We start from the raw sequence: 25,186 nt of genomic DNA, 5'->3' as shown, positions 1-25,186 counted from the left end.
ATTCCGTTCGTGTGGTTCGGCCGGCTCACCATGCTCGGTAGCCTGTCGAACCATGAACGGAATCCGGAAAACGACTTTTTACGACTTCATCATATATATATGGATACAATAAGTTAATTGCTAAAATCGCGGAATGGGTTTGCCCGAAGATTTTGGCATCGGAATTGCTTTGTAAAAAAGTTTCAGAAGGTGGCTACAATTTTGGATGGAGTGACGAATTCGTAGGTTTTTCTTAAATCATGTGAATAAGGGGGTAGGTGTATGAATGAACTGTTGAGAAGTAATGACGTTCTTTTTATGATGTTAGGCGCCGTGATGATTTTCGCCATGCATGCCGGGTTTGCCTTTCTCGAAGTCGGATCAGTCCGGCAAAAGAGCCAGGTCAATGCCCTGGTTAAAATACTCTCCGACTGGTCGGTCTCGACGGTTGTCTATTTTTTGATCGGGTTTCCCCTCGCTTATGGTTTGAGCTTTCTGAAACCGGCCGGGGAGTTGATGGGGCCGGAGAAAGGCTTTAATCTTGTTCACTATTTTTTCCTCCTCACCTTTGCCGCCTGTATCCCGGCCATTATCTCCGGCGGGATCGCCGAGCGGGCCAAGTTTTGGCCTCAACTCTTCGCCGGGGGGGTGTTTGCCGCCCTGGTTTACCCTTTTTTCGAAGGACTCATGTGGGGACGGATGGGGGTCGGGGAGAAAGGGATGATCGGCGTGCAGGCATGGATCGAAAAGATCGGAGGGCTTCCTTTTCATGACTATGCCGGTTCGGTGATCGTCCACTCCATGGGGGGCTGGTTGGCCCTGCCGGCGGTGATCCTCTTGGGACCCCGGATCGGCCGCTACGGCAAGAACGGGAAGAGCCACCCGATTCCGATCAGCAACATCCCCTTCCTGGCCCTCGGTTCCTGGATTCTCTGTGTCGGATGGTTCGGTTTCAACGTGATGAGCGCCCAGGCGATCAACGGGATCTCGGGTCTTGTTGCGGTCAATTCACTCTTTGCCATGGTCGGCGGTGTTCTGGCAGCGCTTTTTGTGACCCGGGGAGATCCCGGGTTCATCCATAACGGGGCCTTGGCGGGGCTGGTTGCGATCTGTGCCGGAAGCGACCTTGTCCATCCATTAGGCGCCCTGGTCATCGGGATCGTCGCTGCGGTGATCTTCGTAATGATGTTTACGGTCGAGCAGGAGAGATGGAAGATCGACGATGTTCTCGGCGTCTGGCCCCTGCATGGCCTTTGCGGAACCTGGGGCGGGATCGCCGCCGGGATCTTCGGCTCCAGGGCCCTCTGGGGCATGGGGGGGGTCTCCTTCGTCAGTCAGCTTATGGGGAGTGTCATGGCCCTTCTTCTTGCCCTCGTCTGTAGTGTCCTGCTTTACGGTCTGTTGAAGGTCACTGTGGGTATCCGGCTCACCGAGGAAGAGGAGATGCGGGGACCCGACCTTGCCATTCATAACATTGAGGCCTATCCGGAAGAAGGATCCATGATGAAATAAGACGGAATTTTAAGGGCAGGGATCCGGGGCGACAGATCTATAATGTCCGAAAATAGTCGGGCCGGTCTTTTTTGGGAACGACCCCGGCGGGAATTCTCAAGACCTCGATGGAGAGTTCTCGATTGTAGAGATGGAGGTCGATCCGGTCCCCGGCCTGGACGGTCTTGCCGCTTTTGGCCCGGTGGCCGTTGATCTCGACGATTCCCTCCTCGCAGACCTCCCGGGCGGCGGTCCGTCGCTTGAAGATTCCCACGGTCTGAAGGTATTTGTCGAGCCGCATTTTCATATTTCACCCCACGGCCGGTGGCCCCTTTCCGGGAGATGGAGCTTTAACCGGAAGTCTTGTCGGACAGACGTACCCTCAACAGCCAGCCGTCCACCTGCCGGCGGGTCTCGTCCGGGGCGCCGCTGTTGTCTATCAGGTCATCCGCCAGGTTTTTCTTCTCCTCTATCGGCATCTGTGCGCGAATGCGTTTCAGCGCATCTGCTTTTGTCAACCCGTCCCTCATGATCAGGCGTTGCAACTGTGTCGCTTCATCGACATAGACAACCGCAACCCGATCCGTTATTTTATCAAAGCCACTTTCAAAGAGCAGCGGAACGGAGAAAATGATCCATCGATCCGGATCGGCATCAAGCAGGGGGTGGATGATCTTTCGAGCTGCATTTAAAACTTCGGGATGGATGATCCGCTCGAGCGCCCTGCGCTTTTCCGGGGTTGCAAAAACCAGGTCTCCCAGCTTCCTGCGGTCCAGGGTCTGATCTTTCCGCAGGTATTCCCGCCCGAATTCCCGGCGGATCTTTTCCCATGCAGGCCTTCCCGGTTCTACCATCTTCCGGGCAAGCTGATCGGCATCGACGACAAGGATCCCCTTGTCGCGCAGGTAATCCGTAACGAGACTTTTCCCGGTGGCGATTCCGCCGGTCAGGCCGATCAACGGCATGGCATGACTCCTTATTCCCGCTTCCATGAAGAACAGCGCCTTGCGCTACTTTTATCGTACCTCCGGGAGAAATGTCAATCCCATTGACTCTCATTTACGGATCGATTAATATGAACGGGCTTATGCCGCTTCTCCGGGGGGGCTTTTTCCAAAGCAAGAGGGGTAACCGGATGTTTTGTCCTCACTGTTCCAGCAAGGTGGATCCGGAAGCGATTCTTTGTTCCCGTTGCGGAATGGAGGGCGTTTTTCCCTCCTCCTCCGACCGGGTTTGTGATCTCTTTCTCATGGGCTATGCCGATCCCTCTGTTGCCGATCAGGTGATCGATTTTCTGAAAAGCCGGACCTTCTGGGAATCCTCCGAAGAATTTCAGGCCCGCCTTGGTCAGCTCCCTCTCCTGCTGACCAAGGAGATGTCCCTGGAACGGGCTCATGTTCTGCGGACGGAACTGGAAGGTACGGGAGCGATTATTGAAATCCGTGAACGGCGGATGCGGGGACGGGGCATGGCGAAAAAACTCGGGGAGCCGGAAGAGGAGAACCCGGAACCGGTCTCCGTAAAGAAATCCGGATGGAGCGGGAGCGGTTATCTCCTTCTCCTTGTTCTTTCCCTTCTCTCCGTGATTTACCTGGGACTTCATCGTAACTTTACGCAAGACCGAAAGAGCGTCGAACGGGCGGTACGAAAAATCACCTCTCATTTCCCGGAGTCTCTTTCCCGCAACGGGAGCCGGCGCATTCCGGTGGGCGCAGTCGAAAAGGTTGACGTCTCGGCACGGAAAGATTCCGAAGGGATCCGATGGAACAATGAAGGGGTGACCTTCATGAAAGAGGGACGCTATGACGATGCGGTCGATCGTTTTCAGCGTGCCTTAAAGCGGCTGCCTGATGAGATCGTTCTTCGCCGGAATCTTCAGCGTGCCTGGCTGCAGAAGGGATACGCTGCCATGAAGGGGAAGGACAATGAGGGAGCGATCGCCGCTTTTGAGGAGGCGGTCAAGGTCCTTGATCCGTCTCCGGATATCTACAAGTTCATGGGGGTTGCCGCGCTGAATCTCTCCGATACGACGCGTGCCGAAAGGTATTTCAAGGAATATCTTTCCAGGGTCCCCCGGGACCCGGAGGTGGAGAAGATGTTCGGTGAACTTCTCTATAAACAGAACCGTCTGAAAGAAGGAATTTCCCACCTGAAGAACTATCTCTCGGCTAATCCCGACGACGTCAAAATCCGGAAACTGGTCGACAAGGCCGGTCGGGAAGCGGAAGCGGAAGCCGGTTTTGATACCCGGGAGGGAGAGCATTTCGACGTCCGTTACGACGGCCGGGAGAACACCGAAGCGGGATGGCTCGTCATCAGTCTGCTGGATGAAGCCTACCAGAGGATCGGGGCGGAATTCAATTATTATCCTGCCGGACGGTTGACGACGATTCTCTATTCGGACGATGATTTTCGAGCGGTTACCCGGACGCCGGATTGGACCGGAGGCGTCTATGACGGCAAGATCCGAATTCCCATCGGCGGCCTGAAGGAGCGGAGTGATCAACTGGAACGGGTCGTCAATCACGAGTACACCCATGCCCTGATCCGCCGGATGGTCGGGCGTGATATTCCCACATGGCTCAATGAAGGTCTGGCACAGTATTTTGAGGGGGAGCCCCTGAAGGTGCATGACCGTAATGTGGCCTATATCCTTCGTAGCCGGGATGTCCTTCCCTTGCGGGATCTGGAAGGGTCCTTTCTCAAAATGGGTGGGGATACGGCTTCTCTTGCGTACACGGAGAGTTTTACCGTTGTAGATTATATCATCCGGAATCATGGGATCTACGCCGTACAGAAGATGTTGGGCGACCTGGCCTCCGGTGTTCCTTTCGAGAAGTCCCTGGTGGCTGCGACCGGGATGGACTATGCCGGTCTCCGTGAGGCCTGGCTTCAAGATCTGGAAAAGAAGTATCCCTAAAACCGTGGTGGTGTTTTGTCCGAAAAGACTTTCTGCCGGTTCCCGTTCCTCCTCGGCCGAACTGGACGGTGCCGCCGTACATGGAAAAGCCCTCGAAATGATACTGCGTGGTCTGAAAATCTTTTTTACGGCACTTCCCTTTCTCCTTTCCTTTCTTCGGGATTATCGCCGTTTTGTTTTTTTCGGCGCCGGCCGGCAGGTCAACGATGGTTTTCACGAGAAGCGGGCCCGTGATCTCACGGCCCGGATTGCCGCGCTGGGACCGTCCTTTATCAAACTGACTCAGGTGATCTCCACTCGGGCGGATATTATCCCGCCCCTTTATCTTCGGGAACTTTCCCGTCTCCATGATGAGGTCCCTCCGGTAAGCTTTGCCGTGGTGAAGAAGGTTGTGGAAGAGGAATACCGGCGTCCTCTCGGAGAGGTCTTTGATGATTTCGACCCGACACCGCTTGCGGCCGCCTCCCTCGGTCAGGTCCACAAGGCGAAATATCGGGGCGAGGAGGTCGCCGTCAAGGTTCAGCGCCCGGGGATCCATCATCTGGTTACGATCGACCTGAAGATCATCAACCGGATCTTGAGTGTCTTGAATCACCTTTTTCAGTCCTACCAGCTCCGTTCCCTGCAGGTGGTGATCGATGAGTTTTCCAGGACCATCTACGAAGAGATGGATTTTGAACACGAGGCGCTGAACATCCGGCGGTTCCAGGAACTGATGAAGGACCGCCCCGCCCTCTGCGTGCCGGAATACTTTCCCGAGTTGACCACTCCCCGGATTCTGGTGATGCGCTATTACCACGGGATCAAGATCACGGAATTCGAAAAACTGAAGGCGCAGGGCATCAATGTGGATCGGGTTCTTTCGAAACTGATTGAGGTCTATACGCAACAGATTCTCCTTGATGGTGTGATCCATGCCGACCCCCATCCCGGCAATATCCTGGTCACTGCGGAGGAAAAGATTGTGCTTCTCGATTACGGGTTGGTGGTGGAACTCGATGCCGAAACCAGGAAGGAACTGATCCAGACGACGCTGGCCGGTGCCCGGAGGGATTTCGACCGGTTGGTTGAAGGGTACTATAACCTCGGTATTGCCAACCGGGAAGTGAGTCCTGCGGTTCTGCGGGAAGCTGCGGAAACGATGTTTGACATCCTTACGATGGAAGGGATGACCCAGAAGCGGATTCAGGAGATTGCCATTGAAATCTTGGAGAGTTTTTACGCCTTCCCCTTCGAGTTGCCGAGCAATCTGGTCTATCTCTTCAAGACCGCCGCCTTGGTGGAGGGGATCGGGACCCTCTACCGGAATGATTTCAATGCCGTCAAGGATATTGTCCCCCTGGCCCGTCAGGTCCTCCGTGAGGAGAAGGCCGCGTCGGTCTGCCAACAGGGAAAGACGGAACTTGAGAATTTGCAGCGAATGTACCGTGATGCGGCGGGATTACTCAAGGCCTTGCGGCGGGAAGAGCTGCGTGTGCGGATTCATCCGGTGACCATCAGCCAGACGGAACGGTATGTAGCCAGAATCTTCCGGAGAAGTATCCTCGGCCTTATGGCCATGACCCTGGCGATTACTTCCGGTTTGCTCTATCTTGCCGACGGCAACTCCTATCTGCTGGCCGGAGGGCTGACTCTTTCCGGGGGGATCCTCATCGGTCTGATCCTGATCCCCATTCCCTCGACCTACGGGTTTCATCTTTGGATGGACCTCGGCAGGAAGAAAAGAAAATCGAACGGCCGCGTCCCTTCCTCTGTTCCCCCTCGCAAAAAAGGGAAGACAGGGGGGGGATGAAGATCCCTGATCCGGGACCCCCCTGAATATGTTTTCGTTGTTGCAGGAGCCCTCCGATGCGTCGTTATCTTTATCTGATCGGTATTGCCTTCAGCTTTTTCCTGGTCTTTATCTTCTCCGCCTGGTTCGCCATGCGGTGGGTGAGCTCCGGCAGAACGGTTCTCGTACCGGACCTCAAGGGGAAAGATATTGTCCGGGCGCTGAAAGAGTCCGGACGGGTGGGGCTGGATCTTCGGGTGGCGGGAGAGGAGTATGATCCTGTTTTTTCCCCCAAGACGGTTTTGAGGCAGTTGCCGCCGCCGGGGACCCGGCTCAAGGTGGATCGAAACATTGAGGTTGTTCTGAGCCTCGGGATGCGGGATGTGACCATTCCGGAGGTGCGGGGAATGTCTCTGAATAAAGCCGAAGTGGTCCTGAAGGAAGAGGGCCTGACCATCGGCAGGTTGACCCGGGCCTTTTTCCCCGGAACGGAAGCGGACACGGTTCTCTCTCAAAATCCTGATCCCGGGACGACCCATCTGAAAGAGAATCGTGTGGATCTTCTGATCAGTCGGGGGGGGCGTCCACCGGTGTACCGGATGCCGGACCTGATTGGAAAGGATTTCGATTCCGTTCTTGCATTGTTTGAGACTGCGGGCCTGGAGATGGGCAATGTCCGGTATCAGGAATACGAGGGGGTGGCTGAAAACCGGATTATCAACCAGTCCCCCGCCTTCGGGTATCCTGTGGACCGGGATCATCCGGTGGCGCTTGTCGTGAGCCGGGAAGGACGTATGCATTCGTCGGCACCGATTATCCGGGTTCGCTTCCGCTACCGGATTCCTTTCGGGCTGCTTCCCGTGACGGCCGATGTTTTCGTCAACGACCGCAAGGGACGGCGTCAGGTCTTCTCCGGCCGAAAGTTTCCGGAGACCCTCCTGGATCTCGATCTGGAAATACAGGGGAAGGCGGTGGTGGAGGTTTATCTGAATGGACGAAAGGTTCAGACGCGGGAATATCGTTAGATCCGTGCGCCGAGGCGCAGGCGGTGGGACTCGTTGAGAAGGGCTTCGATCGTGACTCCATCGTCGGGAAAAACGGCGTAACCGAATTTGAGTTGCAGTTCCATGTCGGCCAGCGGGGAAGTTTTCATTTTTTTGCGATCACGAATCGATCGGGTCAATCGTGTCGTCAGATCGCGGATCTCTTCCATGGACTCGGGGAAGAGAGCCTCGAATTTCCGGGGTCCCGTTCGAGCCAGGGTATCATATTCCCGGATATTCTCCTGGAGGACGGAACTGATTTCCACGATCAGGCTGTTCCGCTTTTCCACATCGAGGGGTGGGCTCCCGTTCTTTTCATGACTCCAGCAGAGGGTGAGCAGAATGAACCGCCGTTCGTAGCGCCGGGAGCGGTTGATTTCATTTTCGATCTTCCGTTTGAGCGCCCCTTCATTCGGCAGGCCCGTGAGATTATCACAGTTCCGGATCGTCCGCGTCCGGTCGTTTCGCTGTACGTTGACGATTGCCTTTTCAACATAGTGGACGAACTTCTGAAAGATTTCCAGGTCCTCCCTGCCGAAGGCGGTGGCGTGAAATGAGCCTTTCGGGATCTTGTCATAGATGGAGAGGATGCCGCGGACCTCTCCCTGTTCCATCAGGGGCATGGCCACGACCGATTTGACAACCCGTCCGAAGGATTCATATCCTTCTTCCTCGCCGAGATCCCGGATATAGAGCGGTTTTTTGCCGAGTTCCACCTGGGCTCCGATCTCCGCATCGAGTGCAAAGACCCGGTCTTCAATCTCCTCCTCCCACATGGAGTAGGTCGACCGGATTTCCATCCCGCCGTCGGTCCCCTTGAGCCGGAGGATACAGCCGTCGGCGTCCATGATCATGGCGGCCGAGGGGGGAACGAGTTCCAGAAGTTTTTGCAGGTCCATGATGGAGAGGATATTGATCCCTGCCTCGTTGATCGCCTCGATCTTTGTCGCCCGCAGATAGGCCCTGTCTTCCTTCCGGGCGCTTTTCACGGCGCTGGAGAGGTGCCGTGCGATGTCCCGGAGAAGGATTTCCTCCTCTTCGGAGAGCCCCTTTGCGGAGATCAACTGGATATTCATGACGCCGGTAATCGTCCCCTCGGAGACGAGGGGAATCGACATGAATGTCTTCCTGACCTCCGGGTCGAGATTCGGGTGCTCCTTCAGGATGACGACCTCCTGCTCTCCCGCGGCCCACCCGTCTATGCCTTCATGCAGCTGGATGTGGCTCTGATCGGTGGGGGTAAATCTTTTCAGACTGCTCGCTTTGAGGGTCAGTTCCCGTGTGTTGGTGTCGAAAAGATAGATCGAACAGACGCTCTCCCGAAACCGGGCGGAGAGGGTCCGGCAGGTTTGCAGCAACCGTTCTTCGATCGGCGCTGAGGTGTTAAGGATCCGGTTCAGTTCTTTCCAGATCCGGAAGGTTTCGGCATTTTCCCGGAGGGAGGCATACTCCTGTGATTTGAGAAGGATCTCCGCATCGAAGGCGGCCAGCCGGGTAATGAAGGAAAGGTCTTCCTCGGTAAATCCGTCGAGATCCCTCAGGTTGTTCAGGTTCAGAACACCGACGGTGGAACCGTTCACCGTCAGGGGGACACAAAGGGCGGATTTGATCTCTTCCCGTTCCCGGAGAGTCCGAAAGGTCCTGTCGTCGGACTTCCCGGAGAGAAGCAGCGGCTGTCCCTCCTGCGCGACTTTCCCGGCAATCCCCTCGCCCAGAGGGCAGCGGATCGTCGGGATGATCTCTTCCGGGATTCCTTCGGCGACTTCGATCTTCAGGACTTTTTCCTCGGGGTCGACGATCATGAGAGAGCCGTTGTCGGCGCCTGTCGATTCGATGGCGACTTGCAGGATCAGAGAGGAGACCTGCCGTTTATCCTTGGTGAGATTGACGGCCTCGACAATGTCGTTCAGGCTGGAGAGGAGCTTGGAATGCTTCGGGAGGTCCGATCCGGCCTCTTCCTCCTTGTGCCCCCAGAGCAGACGGGCGCTCAGTACACTGATGACCTCCCTTCCCGAGAACTCTTCTTTTTCGAGAAAGGCCCGGGTTGCAGGATCGGAGGATGCATCGATGATCAGATCGAGATCCTCCTGCGCCAACAGGTCGGTCAGGTCGGAACTCAGGATGATATGGTACTTTCGGGCCAGGCGGAAGCCTAATTCATTGAGCTTAAATACCAGGGCGTCGGGATTGGTGTCTACGATGATCTTGACGCGGACGTTCTTCTTCTCAAGGAGCGGAAGAAGCCCCAGCGCTTCTTTGTTGCCGCCGATGATGGCGATATTTTTGGCCGTATCCATAAAGTCCTTTCGGAGGACGCAAGCTTCGGCGATGCCGCCGACGGGCAAAGGGAGCTTTACCCTTTTGTGAATTCTTCAATCACGCCTTTTTCAAAGAGTTCCCGGATTCCTTCGTTGTGCAGGGAAGATCGTTCCGGGGGTGTCCGCTTTTCCGGTCCTGAAACGACGGGATGGATTCCCTGTTCGTCCAGACGGTGCATGATCTCCATCATCAGGTTCGTCGAGCCCTCCTGGATCGTCCGGATCCGTGACGAGACATTCAGGTGAACGATAAAGGACCCTTCCCGAACGGCAAAAAGATCATAGAGTGCCTCTTTCCCGAAACGCTTTCCGGAAACGGCGTGAATGAGTTCCCCCCCTTCAAAATAGATCCGTCCCTCCCGGTCTTCCCCGGAGATTTCAATGGTTGCCGTTTTTCTTCCCATGTCGAAGAGCTGGACAAAGTCGACGAGATTGATGTCCTTCAGATCCCCTTTTATGCCGTCCTCCTCGGTCAGCGCCGTCACCGGCCGTCTGTTGTAGCGGCGCAGGACCACGTGGACTCGGGCTAAAAGTTCCGTCTCATTGAAGGGCTTCGTAATATAGTCTTCGGCGCCAGCATCGAGAGCGGATACCTTGTCCGACAGAAGGGTCCGGGAGGTCAGGAAAATAAAAGGGATCTCACTTGTCTCCGGTGCGTTATGTACCGTTTTCATGAACTCCCGGCCGTCCATGTCCTCCAGCACGATTTCCGAGAGGATCAGGTCGGGCAGATCCTTGATGGCAATCTGCATGGCCAGGGCACAGTTCGGCGCAAAATAGACGACAAACCCGTTCCCGATCAGGAGGTCCTTCAGGATCCTGAGGGTATGGTTTTCACTGTCGACGATGAGAATTGCCTTGTTCTGAATCATACATGGCCTCGTTGATCGACCGTCACGGAACCCGGCATGAGGAGATTGCCTGGAAACTGGAAAATACCATCTTTTTTATTGTATGTCCTCTACGGTAAAATGTCAATGTTTTAAAGGGCTTAACAGGACTTACCCCAATTTGCAGGAGACAGGTGAAACGGGGATAATCGGGATCCGGCAGAGGCGGGATCAAAGTCAAGAGCAAAAGCGACTTACCACGAAGGACACAAAAAACACGGGGAAAACAAAACATGGAAAAGGCAAGATCAAGGGCGAAAAGCAAAAACATTTAACCACGGGGAACACGGGGAGTCACGGGGAAAAGGCAAAGATCAAAACGATGGACCACGACCTTGTGCCCCCCCCTTTAGCGAAGGCAGAGATTTGGTACCAGGTCTTTAATCTTGAGCGTCCCCGGCGAAAGAAAGATTGAGGGTCATGCGCTATAATTTTGTCAAGCAAAAAAAATTGACACCAGCATACGCATTGGCCCCGGCTCCACTTCAATGTTGTCGGGATTTCTTACCGGAAAGTTGTCTGCTCTCTTTCGGCCTGTGAACCGGCAACCGGTCCGGATGGATCAAAGCGACCTTGCCGTTTTGCCAAAGAGCAACCGGGGCTCCCGTCCGACGATGTTCTTCAATAACTTTGGCAACTGCGTTGTTGAGAGCTGTTCTCGCTAAAATCGTCAAACGGGGCAGCTTGCGCTTCATGGTACCTCCAGGGACTGAAGAATGATTTGATACAAATTGTCGTTCAATATGAAGGTGTCTCCTGATTCCATTTGTTTGCCATCCGCAGAGAAAATATTATATAATAAATCTATTGGCCGGATGAGACTTAATCCAGGAAGAAGGATCCGTTTATGCTTCGAATCAGAAACCTTCTTTTGTTGATTATCATTTTTTCTTTTTTCTTTGCGCCCGCTGTGGGATTTGCCGAAAGCCGGATCTTTCTGAAAGACGGCCGGGTGATTAAGGTGGATAATTTCTGGCGTGAAGAAGGGATGGTCAAATACGAGAGTCTCGGCGGGATTGTCGGTATTCCGATGTCGGAGGTGGAGAAGATCGTCACGCCGGACATGGTGGCCTTCACGGAGGTGAAAAAGAAGGACACCATCGCCGACTACGAGGCGTTTCTTCATCAGTTTCCGAAGAGCGAATTTGCTTCTCTCGCGGAAGATCGGATCATGGCCCTGCAGTTTGAAGAGGTCAAAAGAATTGATACAGCGCCGGTTTATCTCGATTATATCCGTCGCAATCCGAACAGCCTCTTTCTGGATGAGGCCAAGAATCGGGCGGAGGTCCTGGTTTTTCAGGATGCCGTCCGGACGAATCATCAGGAGAAATTCCAGGAATATCTGAAAATTTATCCGGAAGGCCGGTTTGTTGATGCTGCCAAGAAGGCTCTGGAGTTGATTACACTGGATCATCTCCTGAAAACAGGCACGATCTCCGATCTTCGGTCTTTTGCCGGCAAAGTCAGCGATTCCGCCCTGCAAAAGAGGCTTCAGGATCGGATCCATGCTTTGCAGAAGTCGGCGGAGCAGCGCAGAGAACGGAAATTACAGCAACAGGCTCAGGCGGCGCAACGTGCTGCAGTGCAGGCCCGGGCAAAACATCATCACCGGATGCTTTTGCTCTGGGGGGTGGGCCTGGTTGCCGTGGTGGGACTGGCCGTCTTTCTGGTGCTTCTCCGGAAATGGAAAACCGTAAAGGTGATCACGGAAGACGATCGGAAACCGGCGGTTCCCGAGCCGGAAGAGCCGTCCGTGCCGCAGAAAGCCTCGGCGGGTGTACGATACGAGGATCTGGTCGGGGCACCGAAACGATCCGGATCTATGGCCCTTCCCGGTCCGGAGGGAGCCTCTGCGTCCGGGATGAGTGGACCGGCGGCCCTGCCCGAACCGGGGCGACCCGAAGGGGGGGGAGACGACGAGGGTGAAGAAGAGTCCTTTTTTCTGAACGATACGCAAAAACAGGAAGCGGCGCCTGCGCCTGAATCGCCGGAGGATGTGATCTCTCTCGGGTATGACGCCGGCGAGGAGAACGGGGCCTCTTCCGAAAAAGAGGTGGTCGACCTTTCGGACCCCGAAACCGATCTCAAGCTGGAACTGGAAGAGGTCTCCGAGGAAGATGAAGCGCCTTGTGCCGATCCGCCGGTCCCCGGAAGTGAAAGGGTGTACGATTTTTCAGACGGGGATTTACCTGATTTAATGGACGATGACGAACGGAAGAAACGAAGAGGCGGGGGACGGACATGAACCTTGTTCCTTGCCTGAAAGCCGGACAACCGGGAGTACTGCGTTTCCTCAAAAAAAATCCATTCCGTTTTTTATCTTCTTGACAGCTTCCCCCCGGAATCAGTAAGATCCATCAAATATAAAATCCGCAATAATACACTCTTTTTCCGTCTGCCGGCGGAGAAGGACCCCCTTTTTCATAACAGGAGGGAAAATGCTGCAGAAAGAGTTCTATAACGTTGCCGTGGCCGGTGCGACCGGCGCCGTGGGGCGTGAGATGGTCTCCATCCTGGAGGAACGGAATTTTCCCGTGGAGGAACTCCGGCTTCTCGCCTCGTCCCGTTCCGCGGGGAAAACCATCCCCTTCCGGGGCAAAGAAATCCCCGTCATGGAAATGAAGGAGAATTCTTTCGAGGGGATTGATGTTGCCCTCTTTTCCGCCGGGGGTGATCGGAGCCTGATTTTTGCACCGGCGGCCGTGAAGAGCGGAGCCGTGGTGGTCGATAACAGCAGTGCCTACCGGATGGATCCGGAGGTTCCCCTCGTGGTTCCCGAGGTCAATGCCCATGCGATTACACGGCATCAGGGGATTATCGCCAATCCCAACTGTTCAACGATCCAGATGGTGGTTGCCCTGAAACCGATCCATGATGCGGCGAAGATCAAGCGGATTGTTGTCTCCACTTATCAGGCGGTCTCCGGTACGGGCAAAAAAGCGATGGATGAACTCCTCAATCAGACCCGGGCGCTCCTCGGTTTTCAGGAGGTCAGGACGGAGGTCTATCCCCACCAGATTGCCTTCAACTGCCTTCCTCATATTGATATCTTTTTCGAGAACGGCTATTCCCGGGAAGAACTGAAGATGGTCAACGAGACGCGAAAGATCCTGGAGGATGACGCCATTGCCGTGACGGCCACGACGGTGCGGGTGCCGGTTTTTCGCTGTCATTCCGAGGCGGTCAATATCGAGACGGAGAAAAAACTTACGGCCGATCATGCCCGTGAACTTCTGGCCTGTGCCGAGGGGGTCTGCGTCCTTGATCATCCTGCGGACAATGTCTATCCTCTGGCCATCGACGCGGCCGGGAAGGATGATACCTTCGTCGGGCGGATCCGGGAAGATGAATCGATCGAGAAGGGACTGAACCTCTGGATTGTTTCGGATAACCTCCGGAAAGGGGCGGCCCTGAACACGATCCAGATTGCAGAGCGGTTGATCCAAGACGCCGGATAGCCGCCGGAGAAGTGAAACACCATGATCCCGAAAGAACAGATTCCGAAGATCCTGAAGCAGGCCCTGCGTCATGGCGGTGACTTCGCCGAGCTCTACCTGGAGCGGGGGGAACACTCCTCCATCGTTCTGGAAGACAACAAAATTGAAAAGGTTGTTACCGGGATCACGCGGGGCGCCGGTCTCCGGCTTCTCCACGATCATCGTACCCTCTATGCCTATACCAATGATCTCTCCCTGACCTCCCTGATGGAACTTGCCGGGAGGGTGAGCCGGGCGCTGAAGGGAGAGGGGCGGGATCAAACCATCCTTCTGGCCTCCCGGGAATCCGCCGTGCAGCATCCTGTCCGGATCAATCCGGCCGGCGTGGAAACAGTGCATAAGGTAGAATTGGTAAAGTCGGCCGATGCCGCCGCCCGCAGTGTTGATCCGCGAATCCGCCAGTCCACGACGGTTTACGGAGATTCCCGCAAACGGATCCTGATCGCCAACTCCATCGGCGAACTGGCCGAGGATGACCGGGTTTCTTTGATCGGACGGGTACAGGTGGTGGCCCGGGAAGAAGAAGTGATCCAGACCGGCCTGGAATCGGTCGGCGGGGCCGTCGGTTTTGAACTCTTTGAAATGGAATCCTTCGATGAGGTCGCCCGACGGGCGGCTCGGCGGGCCCTCCTGATGCTGAATGCCGCACCCGCTCCCGGAGGACGGATGCCGGTGGTTCTCTCTTCGCAGGCGGGGGGGACCATGATTCATGAAGCGGTGGGGCACGGCCTGGAGGCCGACCTGGCGCAGCAGCGGCTCTCCGTTTACAGCGGGAGGATCGGGGATACGATCGCTTCTCCGGCCGTGACGGTGGTGGATGATGCGACCCTGCCCAACAAGCGGGGCTCTTTCCGGTTTGATGATGAAGGGACCCCGGCGGCCCGGACGGTTCTCATCGATCGGGGCGTCCTGAAAGGTTATCTCTATGACCGTCTCACGGCCATGAAGGAGGGGACCGTACCGACGGGGAACGGACGGCGTGAGTCCTTCCGCCGGCGTCCCATCCCCCGGATGACCAATACCATGATTTTGCCCGGTGACGAGGACCCGGAGGAGATCCTTCGTTCCACACCCACAGGTCTCTTTGTGGTCCGGATGGGAGGCGGACAGGTCAACACCATTAATGGAGATTTTGTTTTCGAGGTCAGTGAAGGTTACCGGATTGAGAACGGAAAGGTGGGGGAACCGGTGCGGGGAGCTACGCTTACCGGCAACGGTCCGGAGGTCTTAATGAAGATCGACCGGGTTGGGAGCGATTCAGGCGATGCCATCGGGACCTGCGGGAAGGACGGCCAGGGAGTTCCCGTCTCCGATGCCCAACCGACCCTGAGAATCCCGGAAATTACCGTTGGGGGAGAGGTGTGAAGGATGGAGCCGAAGGGAAGGCCGGAGGAACTGCGGGAGCTGAACCGACGCCTTGAAGAGATGATCCTCCTCCGGACGGAGGAGCTGAACGAAAAAAGCCGGGAACTGGAGCGGCAGAATCGTGTTCTTGCCCGTGCAAACGAGAAGATCCGGGAGGCGGACCGGCTCAAATCGGAATTTCTTGCCAACATTTCCCACGAACTGCGCACGCCCATGAATTCGATTCTCGGCTATACCAACATGCTGATCAAAGGGAGCTACGGTTACCTGAACGAGAATCAGCTGAAGAATCTGATGAAGGTCTATGAAAACGCACAGCATCTGATGCACGTCATTGATGACCTGCTCAATCTTTCTCATCTGGAATTGGGGAAGGCCGAACTCAGGATTGAACCGTTGAGTGTGAAAAAACTGGTCCTCTCTTCATTGGTCAGCATAGAGCCCCAGTTGGTGGACCGTGTCCTCCATCTGGAACACCGGATTCCCGAGGACCTTCCGAAGGTTTTGGCGGGAGAGGTCCGGATCAAAGAGGTCCTCATCAACCTGATTGGGAATGCCGTCAAGTTTACGCCCGATCACGGCCGGATCTTTGTTGAGGCAAAAGCCCTTCCTGCTCCGCCGGGAAGTACGGCAAGGGGGGTTGTAGAGATCCGCGTCCGGGATAACGGGATCGGAATCCGGGAAGAGGACCAGGAGGTCATCTTTGACCAGTTTCGCCAGTTAAACGGAGAGTCGGATTCGGAACAACGGGGGGCCGGTCTCGGCCTCTATATCAGCAAAAAGTTTGTCGAGGCCTATGGCGGGGGCATCCGTGTCGAAAGCGCCGAAGGAGAGGGGAGTATCTTTTCGTTTACGCTCCCTGTTGCGGATGCCGAATCCGGATCTCCGCAGAATCGGTCGTTGCAGTAGAACCCGAGAAAAAGGCGGAACGTTAATGGAAATTGTTTCCAATATCCTCGTTGTCGATGACAACCGGAACAACCTGGAACTCCTCTCCGATATTCTGAAGATGGATGGGTACTATGTCCGGACGGCCCGGAGCGGAGAGGCGGCGTTAAAGGAGGTCTACCGGGAACAGCCGGACCTGATTCTCCTCGACATCATGATGCCGGGGATTGATGGATACCGGGTCTGTGAAACGATTAAGAAAAAGCCGGAGACCCGGAACATCCCGATTATCCTGGTCAGCGCCAAGAGTTCCATCGAGGATACCATCGAAGGATTGAGCCACGGCGCCGATGACTATATCCGCAAGCCCTACAATGAGATGGAGCTGCTGGCCCGGGTCAGATCCGCCCTGCAGATGAAACACCTTCACGATGAGGTGCGCCATACCAACCGGATGCTTGCCAATCAGAAAGAACAGATCGAGACCATCATCAATACCATGGGGGAAGGGCTCTTTTCCGTGAACCAGGAGATGGAGATCGTCTTCTTTAATGCCGCCGCCGAAGAGATTACCGGTTACAGCTTCCGGGAGGCGATCGGCCGGAAATGTACGGAGATCTTCAATTGTCCCGATGATGCCGACTGTCGTATCCTTGAGACGAAGGGGGCAATCGGTCGGGACCGGAAGATCATGAAAGAGTTCAATCTTGTCCGCAAGGACGGGAGTCGTGTTCCCATTGTAAAAAGTACGCGATTCATCTTTTCCGCCGAGGGGGAAGTGATCGGCCGGGTGGAGGTCTTCCGGGATATCGCCAAGGACAAGGAATTGGAACAGAAGAAGGCGGACTTTGTCTCCATGGTCATCCATGACCTGAAGAATCCCCTGACGACGATTACCATCTGTGACAAGATTGTCCTGAACGAAACCAGGGGAGTGATTGATGAAGACCTGACGAAATTGTTGCAGAATATTGAAACCGGCGCCAACCATCTTCTCAACCTGGTCAATGAACTGCTCGATCTGTCCAAACTCGATTCGGGGACCGTGGAATACAACCGGCAGCGCATTGACATGAATGATGTGATGGAGATCTCGATCAGGACACAGCGGATGTTCTCCCGGAGTAAGGAGATCATCATCGAGAAGGACTTCGGCGCCGACCGGTTTCCGATTGTCGGGGACAAGGACTACCTCATGCGGGTGATGATCAACCTGATCGGGAATGCCATCAAGTTCACCCCCGGCGGCGGCAAGATCCGTGTCCTGGCCGACCTGTTGCCGGAACAGCCTTCCGGGTGTCCGTCTTCACAAGAATTGGAGGCGGCGGAGCGGATTCTGCAGATTTCCATCATCGACAACGGCCGGGGGATTCCGGAAGGCGATCTTCCGACGATCTTCGAAAAATACCGGAGAGTTCGGGGAACAACGGAGATCGAAGGGTCGGGCTTGGGACTGTATATCGCCAAGGTGATCATCGAGGCGCATGGCGGGCGGATCTGGGTGGATGGAGGGACCGGGAAAGGAAGTACCTTCCGGATTCTGCTTCCGGCGTTGCTGGAGTAACGAGAAGCCGGGCACAAAGGCAAAGGGGCACAGAGTAAAATCAAAGGCTGAAAAGCTTCACCATGAAGGACATGAAGATCTTGAAGAAAAGGCAAGGCCAAAGTCAAAAGCGATTCACCACGGATCAGGCGGAGAGCACGGGGATAAAGACATAAAGATGCCGAGGCACAGAGGCACAAAGCTCGAAGAGAAAGAACAGGAGTTGCAATGACCGGAAAAAAACTGACTTATAAAGATGCCGGTGTCGATATCGATGCGGGCGAGGCCTTTGTCCGGGCGATTGCTCCGATGGTCAAGACGACCTTCGGTCCGGAGGTGATGACCGGCCTCGGCGGTTTCGGCGGACTCTTTGCCCTGGAGCCGGGCCGGTACAGGGAACCTGTCCTGGTCTCCGGGACGGACGGTGTAGGGACGAAACTGAAGCTTGCCTTCCTCACGGGACGTCACGATACGATCGGGATCGATCTTGTTGCCATGTGCGTCAACGATATTCTTGTCTCCGGGGCGCGACCCCTCTTCTTTCTCGACTACCTGGCGACGGGGAGGCTGAAAGTCAAACGGAGCGCTGATGTGGTGAAAGGGATTGTGGAGGGGTGCCGGCAGGCGGGGTGCGCCCTGATCGGCGGGGAGACGGCGGAGATGCCTGATTTCTACGGTAATGAAGAGTACGACCTGGCCGGTTTTGCCGTGGGGGTGGTGGAGCGTTCCCGGATCATCGACGGGTCCGCCGTTGTTCCGGGCGATCAGGTCCTTGGTCTTGCTTCAACAGGGATTCACAGCAACGGTTATTCCCTTGTGCGTAAGATTGTTTTGGACCGGATGGGGGTCGACCTGAACCGGGAAGCCGCCCCTTTTGACCGTCCTTACGGCGAGGTCCTGCTGGAACCGACGGAGATCTATGTGAAGACCGTTCTGCCTCTCCTGGATCGGTACGATCTCAAGGGATTGTCTCACATCACCGGGGGGGGGCTGCCCGGAAATCTTCCCCGGGTGCTGCCGGAGGGCTGTACCGTGGAGTTGCAGCGTGGGAGCTGGGAAATCCCGCCGGTTTTTCCCTGGCTGGCCGGGCACGGCCATGTTCCGGAAGAGGAGATGTACCGTACCTTCAATATGGGAATCGGTTTTGTACTGATTGTTTCTCCGGAGGATGCGCAGGATGTTCTGGCAGACTTGGAAGAGTTGGGAACGTCCGCCTGGAAAATTGGGGAGATTCGCAAAGGGAAGGGGGAGGTACACTTCCGATGACGGGAAAACTCCGGATCGGCGCTCTTGCCTCGGGCGGTGGTTCCAATGTCCAGTCGATTATTGATCAGATTGAGGCGGGGAGACTGCCTGCCGAAATGGTTCTTCTCCTGACGGACAATCCGGATGCCGGCGTCTTGGACCGGGCGGAGCGGCATGGGATCCCCCGGCGGATCATCATGCCGGCGGATTTCAGAAAGCGGGAGGATCACGACCGGGCAATGATTGCAGCCCTGAAGGAGGCCCGGGTTGAACTGGTGATCCTCGCCGGCTACATGCGGATTATCTCACCGGACTTTGTCCGGGCCTTCCCCGGTCGGATCATGAACATCCATCCCGCCCTCCTCCCGGCATTTCCCGGAATCCATGTGCAGACCAAGGCCGCCGACTATGGAGTCCGCTTCTCGGGATGTACCGTCCATTTTGTTGATGAAGGGATGGACTCGGGGCCGATTATCATTCAGGCCGTGGTGCCCGTCCTTCCGGACGATGATGGGAAGAGCCTGGGGACCCGGATCCTGCGGCAGGAACACCGGATCTATCCCGAGGCGATTCGTCTCTTTGCGGAAGGGCGCCTGAAGATCGAAGGGCGCCGCGTACGAATTTTTCATTCCCGCCCTGATGTCGATCAAACCATGATAAACCCGCCCCCTGTGTCGGATGCCGCCTCCTCGACCGGGAAGGATTGAAGGGGAAAATAATTTTATGAACCTTTCCGTCCGTGGATCCGGCCTCCTTCTCTGGATTGTGGTGGGCGCCGTTCTTGCCATTGCATTCGGCTCCTTTTTCCCTGAAGCAGCTCTCCATACGGAGGTGCTGGGAGTCCTCTTTTTAAACGCCCTGAAGATGATGGTTCTTCCTCTCATCATCACCTCGATTATCGTGGGTGTTATGAGCCTGGGAGATGTACGCCGTCTCGGGACCCTGGGCATTAAAACTTTGCTCTACTACATGTTGACGACAGGGATTTCCGTTGCGATCGGGATTGCTCTGGTCTTGATTCTGAAACCGGGTGTCGGTTTTCCGACCTTCGGCGGACCACTCCCCGAGGCGGTCCGTACAAAGGGAGCCTATTCCGTTGTTGACCTCCTGACCGGGCTGATTTATCCGAACCTGGTGCAGGCGGCAATGGAGTTGAAGATCCTGCCGATTATCGTTGCCTCTCTTTTCTTCGGCGTAGCCTTCTCCATGCTGGGAGAGGAGAAGACGATTGTTGCACAGTTTTTTTCCGCCTGTAACGAGGCGGTGATGAAGATCGTCCACGGCATCATGTACTTTGCCCCGTTGGGAATTTTCGGACTCATTGCCTTTCGCCTCGGGTCGACGGGCGGCGGCGGAGCCGTGTGGGACCTTCTGGTACAACTCGGCAAATATGTCGGCACCGTGGTACTCGGCCTTGCGATCCATGGAGTGATCGTTCTGCCGATGATCCTTTATCTCCTTGCCGGGAGAAATCCCGGACGGTATTTCCGGCAACTGGCCAAGGCGCTTCTGACGGCCTTTGCCACGGCATCCTCCTCGTCCACTCTTCCCCTGACCCTGGAGTGCGTTACGGAAGAGGCGGGGGTCTCGAACGAAACCGCCGGCTTTGTCCTTCCCCTTGGGGCGACGATCAACATGGACGGCACGGCTCTCTACGAGGCGGTGGCGGCGATCTTCATTGCCCAGAGCTATGGGATTTCGCTTGGCGGCGGGGAATTGGTGGTGATCTTTCTCACGGCGACCCTCGCGGCCATCGGGGCGGCGGGAATTCCCGAGGCGGGACTGGTGACGATGGTCCTGGTTCTGCAGTCGGTGGGGCTTCCCGTCGAGGGGATCGGGATGATCCTCGCCGTCGACTGGCTGCTCGACCGTTGCCGGACAATGGTCAATGTCTGGGGGGACGCAGTCGGTGCGGCGGTCGTGGATCATCTGGAGAAGAGACGGCCGTGAATTGAACAAAATGAAGGCCGTGAAGAACATACGGAAGTTTCTGAAAGCTGACCGCTGATCGTTGCCTTTTACGTTTCCACGGGAACTCTCAAGATCTGTCCCGGTTTTAAATAGTTTGATGAAAGTCCATTGATCCGCTTGATGACGGAGACGGAAGTCTTGTGTTTTCGTGCGATCGACCAGAGAGTGTCGCCGTGCTTCACGCGGTACCTGCGAAAATTTCCGGCAGAGGCTTTCGCGAGGGTGCTGAAATGACTGCGGGGATGACGGAGGGGCACGCGGATCCGTTGGCCGATCCGGATACGAGCGACGTTGTGGATTCGGTTGAGACGGGAGATGGTCCGTACCGAGGCGTGATAACGCCTTGCGATCTGGGAGAGGGTTTCCCCCCGCCGAACACGATGGGTGGTGTAGGTACGGAGGACCAGCCTGCACCGGGGGATCTGATCCAGTTTTGCCGTCAGGAGATCCCTCTTTTTCTGCGGGACACGGAGAAGGTAGGCATAGTTCGGTGTGACCTTCTGTCGGAGGGCGGGATTCAGCATGGTGAGTGTCCGGGTTGGGACTGACAATGATTTTGCAACGTCGGAAAGTTTCATCTCTTTTTCAACCGTGACCTCCTCGAATTTCAACGGTGCGTCTTCCTTCAGTTCAGAGAACCCGTATTTGGCGGGGTCTTTAACGATCTGCAGGGTGGCCAGAAAACGGGGCACATAACGGGCGGTTTCCGGCGGAAGCATGGGGTAGAGATCCCAGAAGTTGTCCAGGTAGTTCACCCGCTGTTCCCGAATGGCTCGAAGGACATTCCCTTCGCCGCAGTTGTAGGCGGCCAGTGCTGTTGTCCAGTCTCCGAAGAGGTTATGAAGGGCCGTAAGATATGCAATGGCGGCCCGGGTGGAGGTCTTGAAATCCATCCGCTCGTCGACCCACTGGTCCCGTTTGAGGTTGAATCGGGCCCCGGTAGAGGCGATGAACTGCCAGAGTCCCAGCGCCCGGGCCCGGGAGAGGGCATGGTCCTTGTACCCGCTTTCGATGAGAGGGAGCCAGACCAGTTCCCTCGGGAGTCCCGCCTTGCTCAGCTCCTCTTCAATGTAGCCCCGGTATTTTCCTGCGCGCCGGTAGGATTCTATAAAATACTTCCGTTCCTTTGTTTGAAAACGTTTGATTTCTTCTTTGACATACTTGTTCATCACCAGGGGAATGGCTCCGTCTCCGTTGACAAGGGTTGCCCCGGAACGGGAGGCGTAGATCTCCAGAATCCGGCGGGAGATCAGGAGTCGAAGGTCCTCCTTCTGTTGCAGGATGTCGGGATCGTGGTCGGCGGGGATGTCGAGGATCAGGTCGTAACTCTGGTCGAGCAGATTGATTGCATCATCGAAAAGTCCCTGGTCCCAGTCTTCCTGGGATGCCTCGTAGGCGTCTAAGGCGTTGTCGATCCGCTGCTGGTCGGTCATCTCCGGCACCGGAGGGGGGGATTCCTCCTTTTTCGGAGATGTTTTTGCCGCAGAGGTGTTCGCCGGGGAGAGGGATGACGCTGTATGCTTCCGGTTTGCGGGGAGGTGGGTGCAGGCGAACAGGGCGAAAACAAGGATCAGTACGGGAATTCTGCAGAACAATTGTCTCGACCGGTTCGGCATAACGGGTTCCTTTGTAGAATATGAATATACGAGCGGAAGTGATTGAATGCCTTGTAGATATTGTCTAATAAAAACCCGGAAATAGCAATACTAATCCGGAAGAATCTTCAGCACCCCGGCCCCGTTGATTTTTCCTTCCTTTAATTGTTGCAATGCCCGGTTTGCCTCCCGGAGAGGGAAGAGGGTCGTTTCCGTTTCGATCGGGATTTCGCCGGCGATTTTCAGAAGCTCCTCCCCGTCCTGCCGGGTGCTGTTTGCTACGGAGCGGACCATCTTTTCAAAGTAGAGATGTTTTGTATAGTCGAGAGAGGGGATGTCCGACATGGTGATCCCCGCCAGGGCAAGGGTCCCTCCTTTTTCGAGGACCCGCAACGCCTCCGGTAGGATCCCGCCGGCCGGGGCAAAGATGATGGAGGCGTCGAGGAGGTGAGGCGGAGTCTCCTCCGCCCGTCCCGTCCAGCAGGCGCCGAGCTTTTCCGCAAGTTTAAGGTGCTTTTCCCCCCGGCTGAAGACATAGACCTCGCATCCCCGGTGCCGGGCCACCTGGATCGTTACATGGGCCGAGGCGCCGAAGCCGTAGAGGCCGAGACGTTCCCCCGGTTTGATCCCGCTCAGTCGCAGCGCCCGGTAGCCGATGATCCCGGCGCAGAGAAGCGGCGCCGCCGCCTCGTCGGGGAACCGCTCGGGAAGGCGGTAGGCGAAATCTTCGTGGATGACGGTATATTCGGCATATCCCCCGTCGGTGTGGTACCCGGTAAATCGGCCGGATTCGCAGAGGTTTTCCCTCCCCGTGCTGCAGAAAGAGCAGGCGCCGCAGGCGGAATGGAGCCAGGCCAGTCCCACCCGGTCGCCCTCGGCAAAGCGTTTTGCCCCTTTGCCGGACTTCTCCACCACGCCCACGACCTGATGGCCGGGAACCAGTGGAAGTCTGGGAAGAGGCAGGTCCCCCTCCACGGTATGAAGATCGGTATGGCAGATCCCGCAGACGGAGACCTTGACCCGGATCTCGCCGGGGCCCGGTTCGGGAAGGTCCACCTCCTCGGGAACCAGCGGATTTTCAGAGACCGGTTTCGGGGAATGAAGCGCCATCACTTGCATTATACAGGTCCTTTTGAAAATTTTGGCCCATCATAGGGGACCGCGTCGGGGAAATCAAGATGAAAAGCGATCGTGACCTGAACCACGGGGAACACCTGTCTGCGCCTGCCTGTGCGGGCGGCCCGCACGCAGACAGGTGCGGACACGCACAGGCAGGCGGGGAGGCACGGGGAAAAGGCGAAGATCAAAACGATAGCCCACGACCTTGTGCTCCCCCCCTTTAGCGAAAGGGGGGATAGGGGGGATTTGAAAAGGCAGTTGATCCGGGAGGAGATTTGGTACCGATATTTGGTACCAGGTCTTTAATCTTGATATCCCGTTGGGCGGGTCGGACAGAATATTGAATACTGAACGATGAAGTAAATTCAAGATTAAAGACCCGTCCCTATTCCGTGCGAAGACCCGTCCCTATTCCGTGCGCATGAATGAAATCCGGGAAGAGCCCGGCCACGAGGGGGGGGGTATTGACAAAGCCGTTTCACGAAAGGGTACGCAGTTTATCGGAGTTTTGTATAAACGTCTTTCCGGTGACCGATCTTTACAACGAGGATGAATAGCCGATCATTATGTATTTCATATATAATTCGATAATCGCCGGATCGTATCCTGTGGAAAGAGTTGTTTCCCTTCATTTTGGTGATGGAAGGGTCAGGCAGATTTTCTGAAAGGTCATCTATCTTTTTCTTGATTCGTCGCAAATCCTTTTTGGGAAGCCGCTTCAAGCTTTTCAGAACGGACGGTCTGAACTCAACAGAATATTTCATGAATTAAAGCCCCAACTCCTTCCAGAGTTTTTCCGCCGGAATATTTTCACCTGGCTCTTTAAGGGCTTTCCTGGCATCTTCAATATCAATGCGATCTTCAATGTACTGTAGCAGTTCAAGTTCTTCCATGGAAACAAGAGCGACAATTTCCTTGCCCCTTCGGGTTAAGACAACAGGCTCTTTCCCATACTTAACCTTGTTGACGATTTCTGCAAGTTTTCTTCTGGCTTCGGCTGTAGTTACAGTAATCATGACGATACCTCCAAAATGTACATTATGTGTAAATTGTACAACAACTTTGGGCTGTCGTCAAGGAATTATAAACGAATAAGTGGAGATTGAGGATCAAGTCTTTAATCTTGAGCGTGCCCGGCGAAGGGCGGCATACACTAACGGGTGCAAGTCCCGTCATGGTAAAAGCCGGAGTCATGTAGCTTGGGTGGTAGGGGGGCGATGGAAATGTTACCTTCTAACCCATCGACAAAGCGCTGTATAGCGGTATGGGCAACTATCCGAACCTCCCGGGGGCAGACTTTGTTATTCTCGGACCATACAGATCAAGTCCAGTTCGAAAGGCGTGCCTGCGACAGGTGTTTAAAGCAGAACGGAATATACACGCCTACTTTCAATAAAGATACATTATGGAGGGAGTGCGGATTCGAAGATTCCCGAAGACGAAGATTCTGCAATAAACCTTGATGGTGTCGTAAAAAGTCGTTTTTCGGATTCCGTTCATGGTTCGACAGGCTGATATGGTTGACAGTTGTCAAGAAAAAAAAGTACTCCT

Annotated in this window: 21 protein-coding genes; 12 read left to right on the top strand and 9 right to left on the bottom strand. The window is 55.6% G+C overall.

Features of this window, described 5'->3' with window-relative positions; genetic code table 11:
* Positions 1-261: 261 nt before the first annotated feature.
* Positions 262-1,491, top strand: a complete 1,230-nt coding sequence (locus GXP58_10270) for an ammonium transporter (GenBank protein ID NOY53982.1) — start codon at positions 262-264, stop codon at positions 1,489-1,491.
* A 37-nt stretch (positions 1,492-1,528) separates the two neighbouring features.
* Here the strand turns inward: GXP58_10270 and GXP58_10265 are convergent, their stop codons facing one another.
* A complete protein-coding gene (locus GXP58_10265) occupies positions 1,529-1,771 on the bottom strand; it encodes an RNA-binding S4 domain-containing protein (GenBank protein ID NOY53981.1) in 243 nt (80 codons plus the stop codon).
* Positions 1,772-1,820: 49 nt separating this feature from the next.
* Positions 1,821-2,435: a dephospho-CoA kinase gene (locus GXP58_10260; GenBank protein NOY53980.1), complete on the bottom strand. Its 615-nt coding sequence runs from the start codon at positions 2,433-2,435 to the stop codon at positions 1,821-1,823.
* A 170-nt stretch (positions 2,436-2,605) separates the two neighbouring features.
* Here GXP58_10260 and GXP58_10255 point away from each other — a divergent pair, with 170 nt between their 5' ends.
* The 3 genes from GXP58_10255 to GXP58_10245 are packed head-to-tail and all read left to right on the top strand — an operon-like array spanning position 2,606 to position 7,186.
* Complete coding sequence (locus tag GXP58_10255) at positions 2,606-4,390, top strand: tetratricopeptide repeat protein (protein NOY53979.1); 1,785 nt, start codon at positions 2,606-2,608, stop codon at positions 4,388-4,390.
* A gap of 4 nt (positions 4,391-4,394) precedes the next feature.
* Positions 4,395-6,182: an AarF/ABC1/UbiB kinase family protein gene (locus tag GXP58_10250; GenBank protein ID NOY53978.1), complete on the top strand. Its 1,788-nt coding sequence runs from the start codon at positions 4,395-4,397 to the stop codon at positions 6,180-6,182.
* 56 nt (positions 6,183-6,238) lie between these two features.
* Positions 6,239-7,186, top strand: a complete 948-nt coding sequence (locus GXP58_10245; GenBank protein NOY53977.1) for a PASTA domain-containing protein — start codon at positions 6,239-6,241, stop codon at positions 7,184-7,186.
* Here GXP58_10245 and GXP58_10240 read toward each other — a convergent pair.
* From GXP58_10240 to GXP58_10230, 3 genes are all read right to left on the bottom strand, one after another.
* The gene (locus tag GXP58_10240) at positions 7,183-9,501 is read right to left on the bottom strand and encodes a GAF domain-containing protein (protein ID NOY53976.1); all 2,319 of its coding nucleotides are present in this window, start codon (positions 9,499-9,501) and stop codon (positions 7,183-7,185) included. The genes GXP58_10245 and GXP58_10240 overlap by 4 nt on opposite strands.
* A 56-nt stretch (positions 9,502-9,557) precedes the next feature.
* Positions 9,558-10,394, bottom strand: a complete 837-nt coding sequence (locus GXP58_10235) for a response regulator transcription factor (GenBank protein ID NOY53975.1) — start codon at positions 10,392-10,394, stop codon at positions 9,558-9,560.
* Positions 10,395-10,897: 503 nt separating this feature from the next.
* Complete coding sequence (locus tag GXP58_10230) at positions 10,898-11,107, bottom strand: hypothetical protein (GenBank protein ID NOY53974.1); 210 nt, start codon at positions 11,105-11,107, stop codon at positions 10,898-10,900.
* Positions 11,108-11,259: 152 nt separating this feature from the next.
* Between GXP58_10230 and GXP58_10225 the strand changes: the two genes are divergently transcribed.
* The 8 genes from GXP58_10225 to GXP58_10190 all read left to right on the top strand — a co-directional run bounded on the left by GXP58_10225 (position 11,260) and on the right by GXP58_10190 (position 20,900).
* Positions 11,260-12,657, top strand: coding sequence for a hypothetical protein (locus tag GXP58_10225; protein ID NOY53973.1), 1,398 nt, complete (start codon positions 11,260-11,262; stop codon positions 12,655-12,657).
* A gap of 193 nt (positions 12,658-12,850) precedes the next feature.
* Complete coding sequence (locus GXP58_10220) at positions 12,851-13,870, top strand: aspartate-semialdehyde dehydrogenase (protein NOY53972.1); 1,020 nt, start codon at positions 12,851-12,853, stop codon at positions 13,868-13,870.
* 21 nt (positions 13,871-13,891) lie between these two features.
* Positions 13,892-15,274 (top strand): TldD/PmbA family protein, encoded by a 1,383-nt coding sequence (locus tag GXP58_10215; protein ID NOY53971.1) that lies wholly within the window; start codon positions 13,892-13,894, stop codon positions 15,272-15,274.
* 3 nt (positions 15,275-15,277) lie between these two features.
* Positions 15,278-16,183, top strand: coding sequence for a hypothetical protein (locus GXP58_10210; GenBank protein ID NOY53970.1), 906 nt, complete (start codon positions 15,278-15,280; stop codon positions 16,181-16,183).
* A 25-nt stretch (positions 16,184-16,208) separates the two neighbouring features.
* Positions 16,209-17,726 (top strand): response regulator, encoded by a 1,518-nt coding sequence (locus GXP58_10205; GenBank protein NOY53969.1) that lies wholly within the window; start codon positions 16,209-16,211, stop codon positions 17,724-17,726.
* 207 nt (positions 17,727-17,933) lie between these two features.
* Positions 17,934-18,971, top strand: a complete 1,038-nt coding sequence (locus tag GXP58_10200; GenBank protein NOY53968.1) for a phosphoribosylformylglycinamidine cyclo-ligase — start codon at positions 17,934-17,936, stop codon at positions 18,969-18,971.
* On the top strand, positions 18,968-19,657 hold the full coding sequence (locus tag GXP58_10195) for a phosphoribosylglycinamide formyltransferase (protein ID NOY53967.1): 690 nt from the start codon (positions 18,968-18,970) through the stop codon (positions 19,655-19,657). The genes GXP58_10200 and GXP58_10195 overlap by 4 nt, the downstream gene beginning before the upstream one ends.
* Before the next feature lie 16 nt (positions 19,658-19,673).
* Positions 19,674-20,900 (top strand): dicarboxylate/amino acid:cation symporter, encoded by a 1,227-nt coding sequence (locus GXP58_10190; GenBank protein NOY53966.1) that lies wholly within the window; start codon positions 19,674-19,676, stop codon positions 20,898-20,900.
* Positions 20,901-20,968: 68 nt separating this feature from the next.
* On the opposite strand, the gene GXP58_10185 is transcribed toward GXP58_10190, so the two are convergent.
* The 4 genes from GXP58_10185 to GXP58_10170 form a co-directional block, all read right to left on the bottom strand.
* Positions 20,969-22,537, bottom strand: a complete 1,569-nt coding sequence (locus tag GXP58_10185; protein NOY53965.1) for a LysM peptidoglycan-binding domain-containing protein — start codon at positions 22,535-22,537, stop codon at positions 20,969-20,971.
* A 90-nt stretch (positions 22,538-22,627) separates the two neighbouring features.
* A complete protein-coding gene (locus GXP58_10180; protein NOY53964.1) occupies positions 22,628-23,635 on the bottom strand; it encodes a zinc-dependent alcohol dehydrogenase family protein in 1,008 nt (335 codons plus the stop codon).
* 497 nt (positions 23,636-24,132) lie between these two features.
* Positions 24,133-24,399 (bottom strand): type II toxin-antitoxin system RelE/ParE family toxin, encoded by a 267-nt coding sequence (locus GXP58_10175; GenBank protein ID NOY53963.1) that lies wholly within the window; start codon positions 24,397-24,399, stop codon positions 24,133-24,135.
* Between the two features lie 3 nt (positions 24,400-24,402).
* On the bottom strand, positions 24,403-24,651 hold the full coding sequence (locus GXP58_10170) for a type II toxin-antitoxin system Phd/YefM family antitoxin (protein NOY53962.1): 249 nt from the start codon (positions 24,649-24,651) through the stop codon (positions 24,403-24,405).
* Positions 24,652-25,186 lie beyond the last annotated feature (535 nt).

The organism is Deltaproteobacteria bacterium, from assembly GCA_013151235.1.
In the GTDB taxonomy this organism is placed as follows: domain Bacteria; phylum CG2-30-53-67; class CG2-30-53-67; order CG2-30-53-67; family CG2-30-53-67; genus JAADIO01.
Note: the sequence above shows the minus strand (reverse complement) of the source record. Positions and strands in the feature narration are given on the sequence as shown.